Raw genomic sequence first — 16,637 nt, 5'->3', positions numbered from 1 at the left:
AGCTATTATGGAATGTACGGAATGTATGGATATGCTCCACAGCAGCAGGAACAGGAAGTAGAGGGCAGCGGTTCAGGTATTATCGTAGGTAAGAATGATGATGAACTTCTGATTGCTACAAACTACCATGTAGTAGAGAATGCAGATACATTGTCTGTTGCATTTGCAGATGGAAATGCTGTAGAGGCATCTGTAAAAGGTTTTGATGAAGAGAGAGACCTTGCGGTTGTATCTGTAGCACTGGATGATATTAAGGATGATACAATGGATGCTATTTCTGTTGCAAAGATCGGCAGTTCCGATGACCTTAAAGTTGGTGAGCAGGTAGTTGCAATTGGTAATGCTCTTGGATATGGACAGTCTGTTACTACTGGTATTGTAAGTGCTAAGAACCGTAGAATGGATTCTGAAAAAAGTACAGTAACTGATGGCAGCGATGACAGCAGTGACGGTGTAAATCTGATCCAGACAGATGCGGCAATTAACCCTGGTAACAGTGGTGGTGCTCTTTTAAATATGGAAGGTGAAGTTGTAGGTATCAACTCTGCAAAACTTGCATCTACAGAAGTTGAAGGTATGGGATATGCGATTGCAATTTCTGATGTAACCGATATTCTTCAGAATCTGATGAATGAGACTTCCAGAGATAAACTGGATGACTCTGAACATGGTGTGCTTGGAATTGTGGGTTCATCTGTAAGTTCAGAGGCAGTTCAGATGTACGGAATTCCGGCAGGTGTATTTGTATCAAAAGTAACAGAAGGCGGAGCTGCTGATAAAGCAGGGCTGAAATCAAACAGCGTTATCACTGAGTTTAATGGAAAAACAGTTTCCAGCATTAACCAGCTCATGGAATATCTTTCCTATTATGAGCCAGGTGAAGAAGTAGAGCTGACTGTACAGGTTCCGGACGGTACAAGTTATAAAGAAGATACTGTTAAAGTAACTTTGGATGAGAACACTGATGCCGGAAAAGACAGCGACAGTAAAGATAGTAAGGAAAAAGACAAAAAGGATTCTAAAGACGATTCTGATGAAGATACAATGGAAGATTTCGGAAACGAGGATGATCAGGAATCAGATGATTCAGATGAGAGCGATAATCCATTTATCCAATATTTCCAGAGTCAGGGATTCTTCAGATAAAACTAATCCGAAAGATAGAACAATAGAGGAATAATTAATTCATTGGAAACTTAAAATATTAAATGGGCACTTTTGTATGTGACAGATGATTACATATGGAAGTGCCTTTTTTAGAAGAATACTTGAGAATGGCTACATGGTGTGATAAAATAGTGCTATTGCATAAACTGGCGGATTATAGAGTCGCGGGTTTGAAATTCAGAAATCTTATTACATATGAATGAGAAATATGTTTGTGTTTTTTGAATAGTAGTGTATAGATTTATTCTTACAGAAGGATGTTAATAGAAATAAAGAGGAGAAAAATATGACTGTAAAAGAGTGTTATGAACAGATGGGTGCTGATTACGAAGGCGTTCTTGGAAGATTAAGAAGTGAGGGACTTATTAAAAAATTTGCGAAGAAATTTCTGGATGATGGAAGTTTCCAGAGCCTGAAGGATAATCTGGCACAGGGAAATGGTGAGGAAGCTTTTCGCGCCGCCCATACATTAAAAGGTGTATGCCAGAACCTTGGATTTGACAATCTCTATCAGGTTAGCTTTGATATTACAGAAAAGCTCAGAGGAAGAGAAACAGATGGTTGTGAAGAACTTTTTGCAAAAGTGGAAGAGCAGTATAAGAAAACGACAGATGCAATCCATATGATGGAGGACTGATATTGTGAATTGCAGAAAAGAGGACATGGTTCTGTATGCGATTACAGACAGGCATTGGCTTAACGGTGAATCTCTTTATCAACAGGTTGAGAAAGCTTTGCAGGGCGGGGTAACTTTTCTGCAGCTGCGAGAGAAGAATCTGGATAAAGAACTCTTTATGAAAGAGGCCAGAGAGATTAAGGAGTTATGCAGAAAGTATAAAGTCCCGTTTATTATTAATGATAATGTAGAAATTGCGAAGGCAATCGATGCAGATGGTGTCCATGTGGGGCAGAGCGATATGGAAGCCGGAGATGTACGTAAGAGACTGGGCGCAGATAAGATTATTGGTGTATCTGCCAAGACGGTTGAGCAGGCTCTTCTTGCAGAGAAGCATGGTGCAGATTATCTGGGTGTGGGAGCTGTTTTTTCTACCAGTACTAAGACAGATGCAACTGGTGTTTCACATGAAACATTGAGAGATATTTGCCAGGCGGTTAAAATTCCGGTAGTAGCGATTGGCGGTATCACTAAGGACAATGTGGACGAACTTTCCGGATATGGTGCAGATGGAATTGCAGTGATCAGTGCGATTTTCGCGCAGGAGAATATCACAGAAGCTGCGAAAGATCTGAAGCAGCGTTCGATGCAGATGGTTAGCAGTAATGGAAAATAAAAATCATATGACTGGTACTATAAATGCTATAGAGAATAATATTAATCATAATATTCAGGGTGCGATTTTTGATGTAGATGGAACGTTGCTAGATTCCATGTCTGTATGGGAGGATATTGGAGAACGATATCTTATAAGTCTGGGAATTATGGCGAAAGACGGGCTTGGAGATGCGTTACATACAATGAGTCTGGAGCAGGGAGCTGTTTATCTGAAGGAAGAATACCGACTTGAGAAAACTGTACCGCAGATCGTAAAAGAAGTTCTGAAAATAGTAAGTGATTTTTATCGCTTTGAAGCACCTTTAAAGCCTGGTGTGAAGGAAACACTGGAGTGGATGAGTAAACAACAGATAAGAATGGTGGTTGCGACTTCAGGAAACAAAGAGCTTGTGGAAGCTGCGCTGGATAGAAATGGAATTCTGAAATATTTTGAGTGGATTTATACCTGTACAGAAGTAGGAGCCGGAAAAGATGAGCCTGAAATTTATCTGAAAGCAGCAGAGACTCTGCAGGCAAAACCTGAAAATATAGTAGCATTTGAAGATGCGTTTCATGCAGCTGAAACTGCGAAAAAAGCTGGATTTAGGGTGATTGGTGTTTATGACGTCAGTAATGAAGAGAATATTTCTCGAATGAGAGAAGTATGTGATTGCTATTATGACAGAATGGATGAAGTAATAAAATATGATCAAGTTGCATCGATAAATGTAGTATGAAAGAGTAAGAATTAAATTTGAGGAATAGCATGAAATGATAAATAGAATCATAATACTTTGAGAATTGTGTTGTGATTGGATTATCTGTAAATAAAATGAGGATATTATATTTACTGTCTGGACTATGTGATTTAAAGTCCAGACAGTATTTCTTTATATCATAAGAAATTACTCTGTGGTATTTCTACAAATATAAAAATTTTTCCAATCAGTTTTTTGACTTAAAGCAGCTTAATACCAACGTGTCATTGGCAGATCATTATTAATGCCTTTGGTCATGAGAATCTGGTGAATATCGATAATTCCATTATGGAATGTTGCGGCACATGCTGACAGATAGAGATCCCACATACGCAGGAATGATTCGTCAAACATTGTTTTTTCTTTTTCCATATTGTCGCGGAAATTCTTTTCCCAATGGAGTAAAGTTTTATTGTAATGCAAGCGGAGATTCTCGATATCCAGTGTATGGAAGTTATCTTCTGCCATATGATTCAGGATTTCTCTGAGACTTGGAACGGTTCCGCCTGGGAAAATATATTTTTTGATCCATGGATCACCCGGATGTTCTTTGAGTGCGCTGATAAAGTGAAGCAGGAATAATCCGCCTGGTTTCAGAACTTTCTCTACACAATCAAGGAAGAGCTGATAATTATCACGTCCGACATGTTCCAGCATACCAACACTGACAACGCGGTCAAACTGATAATTATGTTTCGGAAGATCACGATAGTCCATCAATTCGACAGTAAGATAATCTTCCAGTCCTTGTTCCTTAATACGATTCTGGAATTCAGCATATTGTTCATGGCTTAAGGTGATTCCTGTGCCATGAATTTTGTATTTCTTAGCGGCTTCGATTAACAGAAAGCCCCATCCACAGCCGATATCCAGAAGACTCATACCTTCTTCAAGATGTAATTTCTTAAGAATATAATCTACTTTATTTACCTGTGCCTGATATAGCGTATCATCTTCATGAATGAAGTAACCACAGGAATAACTCATTGTTTCGTCCAGCCATAATTTATAAAAATCATTTCCAATGTCGTAGTGGCTGGTTACTTCTTTTTCCTGGTTCTTTTTTGATGTGGAGCTGAACATGATCTTTTTTAAGGCTGATTCGTTGGTTGAAAATTTACCCATCTGTCCAAGAAAATGATCAAGTGCTTCGTAAAGATTTCCCTCGATGTCAAGATCTCCACGCATATAAGCTTCGCCTAATGCAAGAGATGTACTCTTGACTAGATCTGCGAGAGGAATTACTTTTTTAAAATTTACTGTAAATGTAGGTTCACCCTCTCCGATGTGATACTCGGAATTCTTGAACTTTACCAGAAATGGATAGTCTGTAAAGCGCTCAAGGAACTGCACCATTGCTTTCTCTTCGGCCTTTTCTTCTAATGTCTCAAACATAATAGTTTACCTCCTTTAACACAGGCTTATGATACACCTTAGGAGGGTGTTTTCGTCAAGGGGGGAATTATACAAAGATATGGGAAAAATAGAGGAATCTTTTGATAGAATTTTCAATATTTTTTGTGTAAAAAAATCATCTGATGAATTGAAATACACTCTCCAATATACTATAATTGCAATATAAAACACAAAGGAGGATGTAGTCAGAAAAACTGATCAGGAGGAATCAAATGATGAAGAAGAGAAAAAGTTTTGCAGGATTAAAAGTGTCATTGGCTGCTGCGGCATTGACTGCAGCGCTCACATTTGGAGCAGGCAGTGTATATGCAGTAGATTTGCCACAGGAGGGTGGAAGTGAGTCAACAGTGACAGTAACGCCGACACCGGAAGTAACACCGACACCAGAAGTAACGCCGACGCCGATTCAGCCATTGCCAACAGTGAAACCGAAACCGAAAAATGGACTGCGCAAGGAAGGCAGTATATATCGTTATTATGTAAATAACAAACTAGTCAAAAGTAAATGGAAGAAAGTAAATGGCAAACTTTACTGGCTTAAATCAAATGGGGTTGCTGCGCATGATGGATCTTATAAAGTAAATGGTACTTATTATGTATTTAATAAATATGCACAGAGAGTTATGCCAGGAAAGAAAACGATTGTGAATGTCAATGGCGTGAAATATTTCGTTGATGCCAAGGGAAAGGTCGTTACAGGATGGAATGAACTGAATGGTAAAATGTACTATGTGTATAAGAACGGCAAGTGCGCAACAAATGAGACCGTAGGCGGAATTAAGTTTAATAAAAACGGGTATGCATCAAATCTGACACAGGCGAGATGCAAACTTGCGGCAAGAAACTTTATTGAACGCCATAGTAATGCCAATGCAAGCAACTATGAAAAGTTCCGTTCATGCTTCTATTACATTATGGCTTATACGAATTTTGTAGGATATATGGATCCTACACCGCAGGAATTTAAGACAAAGGACTGGGTTTATAAATATGCCCTTCAGATGTTCCAGAATGGTCTGACAGGAAACTGTTATGGAATTGCCAGCAGTGTGGCAGCAATCGCGAAGGAACTGGGATATGAGCCATATGTCATTACGATTCCGGACGGACATAGTTTTGTAACAATCAATGGACTTTACTATGACAATATGTACGGAACCTTATTTGGTGCAGCTACACGTCCTGCATACACAGTAGAATATAGAATTAAATTCTGAGAGGAGAAAGAAGAATGAAAGGATTAAAGAAAGCCCTTGCAGTCGTACTTTGCATGCTTCTTATGCTGACACCGTTAGCTACTGTAGCAGAAACAGTGACGGTACATGCAGCACAGGATGTTAAGACTGTTAAGGTAAAAACGGACAAAAAAACAGGTAAGAGATATGGTTATGATGAAAATAATCAGAAGGTTACTATGACATGGGGAGTAACTTCCAGTGGATTCCGTTATTACTTCGGAAAAAACGGAGCTGCTTATCAGGCAGATAAGGATACGGTTGGTAAATATGGTATTCTGATTAAGAAGATTGATAAAGTATATTATGGATTTGACGTAAGTGGTCATACAGTGAAGGGAATCCGCGTAGGAAGTATAAGCATGTACGATATTCCAAAGCTGTATTACTTCAATCCTAAGACAGGAGCTGTAGATAATAAGAAAACATCTTTATACAGAAAATATGCAGCAACCTCTACACTTGCGAAACAGAATAATGCGTCAAAGATCAAGAAAGTTCTTGGAAAATATAAAAAATGTACAGTAAGCAAGTCTAATACCTGTATGTTGGATGGAAACGGTAAGGATGTCACTTATGTTTATGATTATGTACAGTTAAATGTTGTACGTCCGACAGGAAAGGGAAGCAGTGCAGAAGTTGTCGCAAGTATTACAGTAAGACAGTAAGATGGGATAACATATAGAAGTGTAAATCGAGTATAAGCAGCGAAAGAGGATACGCTTATTCGTTCGGCTGCTTTTAGGATAAAAAGGAGGAAAAGGATTATGAATAGAAAAAAGCTCACCGCATTATTACTCAGCTCAATTATGGCGGTAACACCTGCAATGCCAGCTATGGCAGATCAGTCAACTGTTAGTGATTATGTAGAAGCAACTGCTGATGATGTATCAGACGATACCTCAGATGATACAACAATCGCTCCGGCGCCGCTTCCGGATCCAACCGTAAAAAGCGGATGGGAAACCGTTGATGGAGTTAAGTATTACTATGAAAACGGAGAGAAAGTTGTAAACAAGGCAAAGAAGATTGGTAAATATACTTATTGCTTTGATAAAAATGGTAAGCTTGTAACAAACAAACCATATTACAAATTTAACTCTAAAACTTACTATAAGATTAAAAAGAATGGCCAGGCAACTAAATTATCAACAGTTGAAACAATGGCTGCGATCAGACTTATAAAATGTAAAGGAAATCTGAGAAAGGCATTTAACTGGTCTGCATCTTTACAATATGCAGGAAATATAAAGATTTCAAAGAAAACGCCAACTGAATACGGTCTGTATGGATTTAAGACAGGAACAGGAGACTGCTATGTAATGGCAGCTACTTTCTACTGGATGGCTAAAGTTGCAGGATATGATGCCCATTATGTAAAAGGATATTTCAAGAAATCCAATGGTAAAGGTGCACATGCATGGGTTGAAATCGATCAGAAGGTTGGCGGAAAGACAAAAACTTATGTATATGATCCGAACTTCCAGCAGGAATATAAACTGAATGGATACAAACTTACTTATGGCGCAAAGAAAACACTGAAGTATATTAATTATAAGAGAGTTAATTAAGAACTATAAAGAATGACAGAAAGGATTAAGGCAATGAAAAGAAAAATCGTAACAGCATTTATGATGGCAGCACTTGGAAGCAGTCTTGTATTCAGCCAGGCAGCTATGGCAGCGGACACTACAGCAAAGATTGAGACTTCAGAAGATGCAGATAAGGATTCTACAGCAGAAGACAAAGACGCAGCAGATGATACGAAAGATGCTGATAAAGCTGATGAGAATAAAGATGAAGATTTAAAGACAATCGGTGAGAAGCCGGAAGAGGATACGGAAGGAGCACTTTCTGTAAAACTGAAAAATACAACAGGCAAAGTAATCACTGGTGTTGCTGTAAAGAATGAAAAAGATGAAGAGTATCCGGATAACTTTCTGAAAGAGGAAGATAAGTTTGAAGCAGACGAGGAAAGAGTTCTCTGGTTTGATCCAAACGCAAAGGATAAAGAAAACGAAGGTAGCAAAGACACAGCAGATGATACCGCAAAGACAGAGGAAAAATCTGACGGTGAAGACAAAGATGATGCTGAGAAAGAAATTCCGAAATATAACATTCAGTTAACTTTTGAAGATGGAACAACAGCAGAAATTCATACCTTCCCATTTGGTGACACAGAAGAAGCAGAGCTTCATCTGGAAGGAGATATCGCATATCTGGTATTTGACAGCATCAGCCAGAAGAAAGAATTCAATACTCTGGAAACAGAGAAAGCTTTAGCTCCGAAACCAACAGAGGCAGCTGCACAGGCATCAGAGTCTCAGTCAACTCAGAGCTATGACAATAGCAGTGATTATGATTACAGCAATGATTACGACTACGATACTGATTATGACTATGATTCAGATTACGACTATGATGGATCAGATGATGGCGGATCAGACGACGGCGGTTCCGATGATGGCGGAGACGGATGCCTGGATAATGGATTATTAAATTAAGGAAATTTAAGAATAATTAAACACAGGGGCGCTGCATTATTTGATATAATGTAACTGTTCGAAAGGTTACTATCTTAAGAGGGTGATGAACAGTTACGACATGATACTATAGTGCGGTGCCTTTGTTTGTTAGAAAAATAAGGAATGTATTACTGTCTGATCATACAAAATAAATTACGTTGTTACGAGTTGCATTGTTGAGTATAAAGCAGACAGTGTTGTACATATTCAGGGAGATAGATCATGTCATTAGTTTCAAACTTGTTTTTATTGTTTGTGGCGGCAAGTGTACTGGTTTATTATATCGTGCCTCACAAATTTCAGTGGCTGGTTTTATTATGTTTCAGCTACATCTATTATCTGGCGGGTGGTGTCCGCTACGTAGGATTTCTTCTCTTTTCCACGCTGGTTACCTGGCTGATCGCACTTGCTGTTGAGAAAACAGAAGCGAAAGGAAGCCACAAAGGCGCAAGAAATCTTTTGGTCCTTGGGTTACTGTTAAATTTTGGAATGCTTGGTGTCGTAAAGTATACGAATTTTGCGATTGAGAACCTGAATGCTTTATTCCACATGAATTTAAGGGGAATGGAGATTCTGCTTCCTCTTGGTATTTCGTTTTATACTTTCCAGTCTTCCGGATATCTTCTGGATGTGTACTGGAAGAGATGTGAAGCAGAGAAAAATCCTGTGAAATATGCGTTATTCGTATCTTTCTTTCCACAGATTCTGCAGGGACCGATCGGAAGATACAGCCGTCTGGCACATCAGCTTTATGAGCCTCATAAATTTGAGGGGAAAAATATTACCAGAGGTTTTGAACGTATTCTCTGGGGGTTCTTTAAGAAGATGATTCTGGCGGACTGGGCAGCAGTGTTTGTTGATGCAATTTTTGACAATCCGGATCAGTACAGTGGACTGGCGCTGTTTGGAGTGCTGTTTTACACCGTTCAGCTGTATGCAGATTTTTCCGGTGGTATGGATGTAGTAATTGGTATCGCATCTATGTTTGGAATAGAATTGGATGAAAACTTCAAGCGTCCGTTCTTCTCCATTTCTATTACAGATTTCTGGCATCGCTGGCATATTACACTTGGCACCTGGATGAAGGATTATGTGTTCTATCCGGTTACCTTATCCAGATGGATGGGTAAATTCGGAAAATGGGGCAAGAAAGTATTTGGCAAAAAAACGGGACGTACCCTTCCAATCTGTCTTGCAAACCTGATTGTATTCTTCGTTGTTGGTGTATGGCATGGTGCTGCATGGAAGTACATTGTGTACGGTATGTATAACGGTATCATTATTGCTTTCAGCGGACTTATGGCAGAGCATTACAGAAACTGGAAAAAGAAATTTAATATTACAGGTAAAGAGAACTGGTATCATGTTTTCATGATCATCCGTACGTTTATTCTTGTAAATATCAGCTGGTTCTTTGACAGAGCAGATACAGTGGGACAGGCGTTTCATATGATGAAACTTTCTGTGACTAAGTTTACTCCGTCACAGTTACTCCTGATTCCGGCTGGTAAAGAAGGTACTGCCTTTACGCCTTATGCACTGGCAATTCTGGCGGTTGGCTGCATGATTCTGTTTATCGTAAGTGTCCTTCAGGAACGTGGCATGAAGATAAGAGAAAAACTTGCAGGACTTAGCCTGCCGGTTACTGTAGCAATTTATTTTTGTCTGCTGGCATCCATCGGATTCTTCGGATCAACAGCAGTAGCGAGAGGATTTATTTATGCACAATTTTAAGAAAGTTTTAAAAACGTTCCTGGTATTGGTCGTATGTGCGGCTCTTCTGGCAGCACTTGACCTGGCACTTTATCCATGTACATTTATGAGAAATGATGTGCATGCAGTTGTGACACAGCAGTTTGATGACATTATCGTGGGAACTTCCCATGGAAAGATGGATATTGATCCGGAGGTGATGCAGGAAGTTACCGGACGCAGTGGACATAATCTTTGCGTTGGCGGTGAATATGGAATTGATGCGTACTACCTGACAAGGCTGATCAAAGAGAAACAGAATCCGAAGAGAATCATTTATGAAGTTGATCCTGGATATTTTGTATCAGAGAAGGAAGAGGGAAACAACTACCTGCTTTTCTATCATGAATTTCCATTCTCGAAAGCGAAGCTGGGATATTTCTGGAATTCTATTGCGAAATGTAATTTCCGTACTGTACTCTTTCCATGGTATGAATATTCTTTGAGTTATGAACTTCCTAAGATAAAGGATACGTTTACTCAGAAAGTGACAGGTGATTACGATGTAGCTCATTTAAAGAGCGATTCTCAGGAATACCATGAGAGCGGTTTTATCGAGAGATATCCGGTGGATGTGACGAAGCTTAAGAAGTCTGAACCGAAGCTCTATGAAGAGGGCAAAGTGAATGAAGAAAATATGGAATACCTGAAGAAGCTTATCTCATTTTGTAAGGAAAATAATATTGAGTTTGTTGCGGTAACAACACCGATTCCGATCAATACACTGAAAGATTACAGCGATAATTATAATGCTGCATGGAAATATTTTGGAAAGTTCTTTGAAGAACAGGGAGTTGAATATCTGAACTTTAATACGGAATATTTCAAAGCATTTACACATGATCTGAAAGCTTATACAGATTATGATGGACATATGAATGGGGATGCAGCAGAAGCGTATTCCAAAGTCCTGGCGCAGGTGTTGGAGAGTGCAGGTCAGAAAAATTAAAAATTATGTCAGGGAACTTCCCTGATTGGATTAGAAAACTTAAAGAAACTTTGTTACTGAGAACGGAGTGAATAACAAAGAAACTTTGTGAAGTACAGAGGGGAGGAATTTATATGAAGACAAGTATTCTGGAATATCTGGAAGAATCCGCACGAAAATATCCGGATAAGACAGCTTTTGCAGATGAACATACATCCTGCACATTTAAAGAACTGAAGCAGACTGCACGCAGAACAGGAACTGCACTTGCGAAACATTTCACACCGAGAAATCCGGTGCCTGTATTTATGGAGAAGAGCGTAGAAACCATCGGGGTTTTCATGGGCGCTGTTTATGCAGGATGCTTTTATGTACTGATGGATACCAAACAACCGGCGAGCAGACTTCAGCAGATCCTTGGAATTCTGGACAGTGATGTGATCGTTACATCTGAGAAATATCTGAAGGATTTGGAGAAACTGGAGTTCAAAGGAAAGGTTCTGATGGCTCCGGATCTTGCAGCTGAGCAGGAGAATGAAGCTGTGCTGAATGAGATCAGAGAACAGGCATTGGATGTGGATCCGCTGTATGGAATTTTTACTTCCGGGTCAACAGGAGTTCCCAAGGGTGTTGTGGTAGGACATCGTTCAGTACTTGATTTTATCGACTGTTTTACAGAGCTTTTTGATATTACAGATAAAGATGTGATGGGAAATCAGGCACCCTGGGATTTTGATGTATCTGTTAAAGATATTTATTCCGGACTGAAGACAGGAGCAACTGTCCAGATTATTCCGAAGCAGCTATTCTCTTTCCCGATGAAATTGATTGATTATCTGATCGAGAGAGAAGTGACTACGCTGGTGTGGGCGGTATCTGCGCTGTGTATTATCTCAACTCTGAACGGATTTGAATATAAAGTTCCGGATAAGATTAAGAAGATTCTTTTCTCAGGAGAGGCTATGCCTGTGAAACATCTGAATATCTGGAGAAAATATCTGCCGGACGTTATGTATGTAAATATTTATGGACCAACTGAGATCACATGTAACTGTACGTATTATATTGTAGACAGGGAGTTCCGGCCTGGAGATGTACTTCCTATGGGCAAGGCATTTCCAAATGAAAAAGTATTCCTTTTGGATGAAGAAGACAAGCTGATCACAGAGAAAAATAAAAATGGTGAACTCTGCGTAACCGGAAGTGCACTTGCACTGGGATATTACAAAAACAGAGAACAGACTGCGAAGGTCTTTGTTCAGAATCCGCTGAATGACAGATATCTGGAACCAATGTACAGAACCGGTGACCTTGCTTATTATAATGAACGTGGTGAGTTGTGCTTTGCAACACGTAAGGATTTCCAGATTAAGCATATGGGACATCGTATTGAGCTTGGAGAAATTGAGGCTGCTATGGATAAGGTTCCGGAGATTGTGAGAAGCTGCTGTATTTTTGATACAGTTAAGAGCAAGATTGTAGCTTTTTATGAAGGAGATATCGAGAGAAGACCGCTGGCAAAAGCGCTGGGGCAGTATGTACCTGCTTTTATGGTTCCGAATGTATTCCGCCAGGTGGAGAGAATGCCTCTTACAAAGAATGGAAAGATTGACAGAAAAGCTCTTACAGCTATGTATCAGGAGGAAAAGAAATGAGTTCCTATGGATTTATAAAAGAACTGATTGAGAAAGAACATACTCCAACTCCAGCTTATATTTTTGATCTGGATAATATGAAGGAATTTGTAAAAAAAGTGCAGGGCTGTCTTGGAGAGAGAGCACAGTTATGTTATGCTATGAAGGCAAATCCTTTTCTTACAGGACCAATGATGGATGTAGTTCCGACATTTGAAGTGTGCTCACCAGGTGAATTCAGAATCTGTGAGCGTGTTGGTGTGCCGATGGAAAGAATTGTTCTTTCGGGTGTGTATAAGAATCCCGAAGATATGGAATATGTACTTTCTACATATGGCGGAAAGGGCGTGTATACTGTAGAGTCTTTGCAGCATTTACAGATTCTGAATGATACTGCAGTGAGACTTGGCATGAAGATTACGGTACTGATTCGTGTGACAAGCGGAAATCAGTTTGGCGTAGATGAATCTGATATCAGGAAGATTATTTCTGACAGAACAGATTATCAGGGGATTGAGATAGAAGGTCTTCAGTTCTATTCCGGAACTCAGAAGAAAGAGCTCAGTCAGATGAAAACAGAGCTGGAGCATCTGGATGAATTTATCGGGGAGCTGAAATCTGAAAGTGGATTTGAAGCACAGGTGCTTGAGTATGGTCCGGGATTTTTTGTTCCATATTTTAAGAAGGATAAGAGCGAGGACGTGGAGAACGTTCTGAGTGAGTTCAGAGTACTTCTGGAAAGTCTTAATTTCAAGGGTAAGGTTGTTCTTGAGATGGGAAGATTTCTGGCAGCAGCCTGTGGATATTATGTAACATCAATCGTGGATATGAAGGTGAATAAAGAACAGCCGTATGTGATCATGGATGGTGGTATCAATCACCTGAATTATTATGGACAGGCGATGGCAATGAAACAGCCGTACTGTACACAGCTTGATACAGAAGGAAGTGAGAAGACAGAGGGAGAAGAAGAATCCTGGAATCTTTGTGGGGCACTTTGTACGGTCAGCGATGTAGTCGTAAAGCGATTTCCACTTCACAAACCGCAACTTCATGATATACTGGTATTTGAACGGGTAGGTGCTTATTCTGTTACGGAGGGGATTTATTTATTCCTTAGCCGTCCGCTTCCGAGAGTTTATTTCTGGACAGAGGGAGAAGGGCTGCGTATGGTACGGGATGGTGTACATACAGATCTTTTAAATTCAGAGAAATAAAAGACCATGGCAATACCGAAAAACAAAAAATAAGGAGATATGAAACAATGGAAGAATTAATTGAATTACTGGAAGAGATCCAGCCGGATGCAGATTTTGAGAACTGCGATACTTTAATTGATGATGGAATTCTTGATTCCTTTGCAATCCTGTCTATTGTGAGTGAATTGCAGGATACTTATGACATTACTATTACACCGGCAGATATTATTCCAGAGAATTTTAATTCTGCTAAGGCACTGTGGGATATGGTGTGCAGATTGAAGGATTGAGTTATTTGGGGCAGACAATCGGTTTTGGGATCGGTTGTCTGTTTTTTTGAATAAGGTACGCCAGGCCCACCAGACAATTCCTGTCGGCTCGGTTTCGGGACTTAAGAAAAGCTAAGCCTCGGAAAATCCGCTAAAGGCATTCGCAGATAACTCAAACTCGCTGCGCTCAGACAGTGAGTGATCTGCTCATAACGCGGATTTCCCGAGGCTAAGTTTTTCTAAAGCCCCTGCAAATGTCGCTCGACAGGAATTGTCTGGCGGGCCTGGCTGGTTATTGGGGGTGGAGAGGAATTGTGATTTTAAGGTGAACTGTCGCATGCGAAGAATCCTGATCTACAGGAGTTTCTCTTGCGTGGAGGAGGTTGGTTATCGAAAAAAATCAGTTATTTTATTATCTTAATGAGATAAAATGATAGAAGTTGTGGTAATATATTCTTACCAAAGGAGGAGATTTATAAAATGAAGAAGAAAAAATTAAGTATACTTATTAGTACATTGTCATTAGCATTAACTGTTTCTATGAGCGGATGTACAGTATCAATAAGTTTTGAAAATGGAGATAAAAAAACGGCAGAAACTACAGAAATTACTGAGAAAAAGGAGAAAACGGAGAAGGAAAAAGGTACAGAGGCAATAAAAGAAGTGGAGTTGACAGCGACTCCGGTACCAACAGCAACTCCGGTACCTCAGAAGGTGGAGCAGGCAGTGCCGCGGAATCAGTATCCAACTTACTATGTAGTAAATTGCAAACAAAGTATTACTTTACGTCCACAGCCAGATGTGAATTCAGGGGAAATTCTTCAGATACCATTAGGATCAGCGGTAAGTTATATTGAGACAGCACAGAATGGGTTCTATAAAGTTATTTATAATGGGAGTACAGGGTATGCACTGGCATCTTATTTGTCTTCTACAAAACCAGCAGAAACTGCGGCAGCTGCTCTGGCGCAGACGAATGTAGCAAATTATGAGACTTATTATGTAGTAAATTGTAATGAAAGTATTACTTTACGTCCGCAGCCAGATGTGAATTCAGGAGAAATCTGTCAGATACCATTGGGATCAGCGGTAAGTTATGTAGGAACAGCATCAAATGGATTTTATGAAATTATTTATAATGGAAACAGAGGTTATTCATTAGCAAGTTATTTATCTTCATCTTCTGGCAGTTCAAGTTATTCTACATGTAGAGTGGTGAATTGTAATGAAAGTATTACTTTACGTCCGCAGCCAGATGTGGATTCAGGGGAAATCTGCCAGATACCATTAGGTTCTACAGTAAGCTATGTAGGTACAGCGTCAAATGGATTTTATGAAATTTATTATATGGGACAACACGGATATTCACTTGCTGATTATCTTGCGTTTGAGTAGAGTGTTTTTATGATAAGGATATTATATAGAAAGATTATAATTGGAGCAGTTGGAATGTTGTGTGGAAGTGTTGGAATGGTAAATGTATATGCAACAGAAGCAGAAATTCCAATTGTACAGGTAAGTAATTTAAAGTATTCGTATGAACAAATGCAGCAGGATTTGGATGCGTTGGAGGAACGGTATCCGGGGCAGATGCAAGTGGATTCTTTGGGAACAACTGCGGATGGCAGAGACATTACAGAGGTAGTTCTTGGGGATGTAAATGCGGAACATCATATTCTTATTCAGGCGACCATGCATGCCAGAGAATATATGAATACAGTTTTGGCAATGAATCAGATTGAAGATTATCTGAGGGATTCTGAGAGAAGAAGTTATGCAGGGCAGACATGGAAAGATGTGTTTGAGAATGTTTGCCTGCATATTATTCCGATGGTAAATCCTGATGGGGTGACGATCAGTCAGGATGGAGTGGAGGGGATTCATGATGAAAATCTGAAAAAACAGGTTGAGCAGTGCTATCAGACGGATATCTTGCAAATGGAAAAGGAAGTTCGGATATGGAGCAGTATTTCAGAACCTGGAAGGCAAATGCAGAAGGGGTTGATCTGAACCGGAATTTTGATGCAGGATGGGAGTCGTATATTGGAGCGTCTGGTCCTTCCACAGAGTGCTATAAGGGGACGGCTCCGGCGAGTGAGACTGAATCGAAGGCTGTGCTGAGCGTTGCAGAGAATTATGATTTGGATTGTTGTATTGCATATCATTCTTTTGGAAATTTGATTTATTGGAATTATGGTAGTCAGGGTGATGTGCTGAATGCGGATCAGGAGTTGGCACAGTGTGTGTCGGATGTGACGGGGTATGAGATGCATTCTACGGTGCAGGATTCTACGGATGCGACTGGGTGTAGTGATTATTTTGTGCTGAATCTGGGGATCCCGGCGGTTACGATTGAGAATGGGGGGAGTGAGTGTCCGATGCCGATTGAGGAGTATCAGCCGATGTATCAGAGGAATCAGGATTTGTGGGCGGCGGTGGCTTGGTTCTATAAGAGTAGGTAAGAGGGACTAAAAAATTTGT

At 39.9% G+C, this 16,637-nt stretch carries 17 protein-coding genes; 16 read left to right on the top strand and 1 reads right to left on the bottom strand.

The window, feature by feature from the left end:
- The 4 genes from AC058W_RS15300 to AC058W_RS15285 all read left to right on the top strand — a co-directional run.
- Positions 1-1,146 (top strand): S1C family serine protease (locus tag AC058W_RS15300; protein WP_479390271.1); only part of this gene is annotated, 1,146 nt, incomplete at its 5' end.
- Positions 1,147-1,453: 307 nt separating this feature from the next.
- Positions 1,454-1,804: an Hpt domain-containing protein gene (locus tag AC058W_RS15295; RefSeq protein WP_117845309.1), complete on the top strand. Its 351-nt coding sequence runs from the start codon at positions 1,454-1,456 to the stop codon at positions 1,802-1,804.
- Positions 1,805-1,808: 4 nt separating this feature from the next.
- Entirely contained in the window at positions 1,809-2,459 is a 651-nt protein-coding gene (gene thiE, locus AC058W_RS15290) for a thiamine phosphate synthase (RefSeq protein ID WP_117676603.1), read from the top strand.
- Positions 2,449-3,177 (top strand): HAD family hydrolase, encoded by a 729-nt coding sequence (locus AC058W_RS15285; RefSeq protein WP_242986811.1) that lies wholly within the window; start codon positions 2,449-2,451, stop codon positions 3,175-3,177. The genes thiE and AC058W_RS15285 overlap by 11 nt, the downstream gene beginning before the upstream one ends.
- A gap of 231 nt (positions 3,178-3,408) precedes the next feature.
- Here AC058W_RS15285 and AC058W_RS15280 read toward each other — a convergent pair whose 3' ends face one another.
- Positions 3,409-4,593: an SAM-dependent methyltransferase gene (locus AC058W_RS15280; RefSeq protein WP_117676604.1), complete on the bottom strand. Its 1,185-nt coding sequence runs from the start codon at positions 4,591-4,593 to the stop codon at positions 3,409-3,411.
- Between the two features lie 233 nt (positions 4,594-4,826).
- Between AC058W_RS15280 and AC058W_RS15275 the strand changes: the two genes are divergently transcribed.
- The 12 genes from AC058W_RS15275 (at position 4,827) to AC058W_RS15220 (ending at position 16,618) form a co-directional block, all read left to right on the top strand.
- The gene (locus AC058W_RS15275; RefSeq protein WP_242986812.1) at positions 4,827-5,831 is read left to right on the top strand and encodes a hypothetical protein; all 1,005 of its coding nucleotides are present in this window, start codon (positions 4,827-4,829) and stop codon (positions 5,829-5,831) included.
- A 14-nt stretch (positions 5,832-5,845) separates the two neighbouring features.
- Positions 5,846-6,517: a hypothetical protein gene (locus tag AC058W_RS15270; protein WP_117845311.1), complete on the top strand. Its 672-nt coding sequence runs from the start codon at positions 5,846-5,848 to the stop codon at positions 6,515-6,517.
- 99 nt (positions 6,518-6,616) lie between these two features.
- Complete coding sequence (locus AC058W_RS15265; RefSeq protein WP_117676606.1) at positions 6,617-7,420, top strand: transglutaminase domain-containing protein; 804 nt, start codon at positions 6,617-6,619, stop codon at positions 7,418-7,420.
- 33 nt (positions 7,421-7,453) lie between these two features.
- Positions 7,454-8,353 (top strand): hypothetical protein, encoded by a 900-nt coding sequence (locus AC058W_RS15260; RefSeq protein WP_243099624.1) that lies wholly within the window; start codon positions 7,454-7,456, stop codon positions 8,351-8,353.
- A gap of 243 nt (positions 8,354-8,596) precedes the next feature.
- Positions 8,597-10,108 carry an MBOAT family O-acyltransferase gene (locus AC058W_RS15255; RefSeq protein ID WP_340285000.1) on the top strand — a complete coding sequence of 504 codons (1,512 nt, stop codon included), beginning with the start codon at positions 8,597-8,599 and terminating at the stop codon, positions 10,106-10,108.
- Positions 10,095-11,075, top strand: a complete 981-nt coding sequence (locus tag AC058W_RS15250) for a hypothetical protein (protein ID WP_479390270.1) — start codon at positions 10,095-10,097, stop codon at positions 11,073-11,075. Before AC058W_RS15255 ends, AC058W_RS15250 begins: the two co-directional genes overlap by 14 nt.
- Positions 11,076-11,188: 113 nt before the next feature.
- The gene (locus AC058W_RS15245; RefSeq protein ID WP_117845315.1) at positions 11,189-12,709 is read left to right on the top strand and encodes an amino acid adenylation domain-containing protein; all 1,521 of its coding nucleotides are present in this window, start codon (positions 11,189-11,191) and stop codon (positions 12,707-12,709) included.
- Positions 12,706-13,905: a diaminopimelate decarboxylase family protein gene (locus tag AC058W_RS15240; protein ID WP_118411346.1), complete on the top strand. Its 1,200-nt coding sequence runs from the start codon at positions 12,706-12,708 to the stop codon at positions 13,903-13,905. The genes AC058W_RS15245 and AC058W_RS15240 overlap by 4 nt, the downstream gene beginning before the upstream one ends.
- Before the next feature lie 47 nt (positions 13,906-13,952).
- Complete coding sequence (locus AC058W_RS15235) at positions 13,953-14,177, top strand: acyl carrier protein (protein WP_117676612.1); 225 nt, start codon at positions 13,953-13,955, stop codon at positions 14,175-14,177.
- Positions 14,178-14,636: 459 nt separating this feature from the next.
- Positions 14,637-15,551 carry an SH3 domain-containing protein gene (locus AC058W_RS15230; protein WP_118137383.1) on the top strand — a complete coding sequence of 305 codons (915 nt, stop codon included), beginning with the start codon at positions 14,637-14,639 and terminating at the stop codon, positions 15,549-15,551.
- Between the two features lie 9 nt (positions 15,552-15,560).
- On the top strand, positions 15,561-16,166 hold the full coding sequence (locus AC058W_RS15225) for a M14 family zinc carboxypeptidase (protein ID WP_479390269.1): 606 nt from the start codon (positions 15,561-15,563) through the stop codon (positions 16,164-16,166).
- Positions 16,115-16,618 (top strand): M14 family zinc carboxypeptidase, encoded by a 504-nt coding sequence (locus AC058W_RS15220; protein WP_479390268.1) that lies wholly within the window; start codon positions 16,115-16,117, stop codon positions 16,616-16,618. The genes AC058W_RS15225 and AC058W_RS15220 overlap by 52 nt, the downstream gene beginning before the upstream one ends.
- Positions 16,619-16,637: the final 19 nt, after the last annotated feature.

The sequence above is a fragment of the Blautia sp. CGZ-1-C1 genome (assembly GCF_056504575.1).
This window is presented reverse-complemented; position numbering and strand designations above follow the sequence as displayed.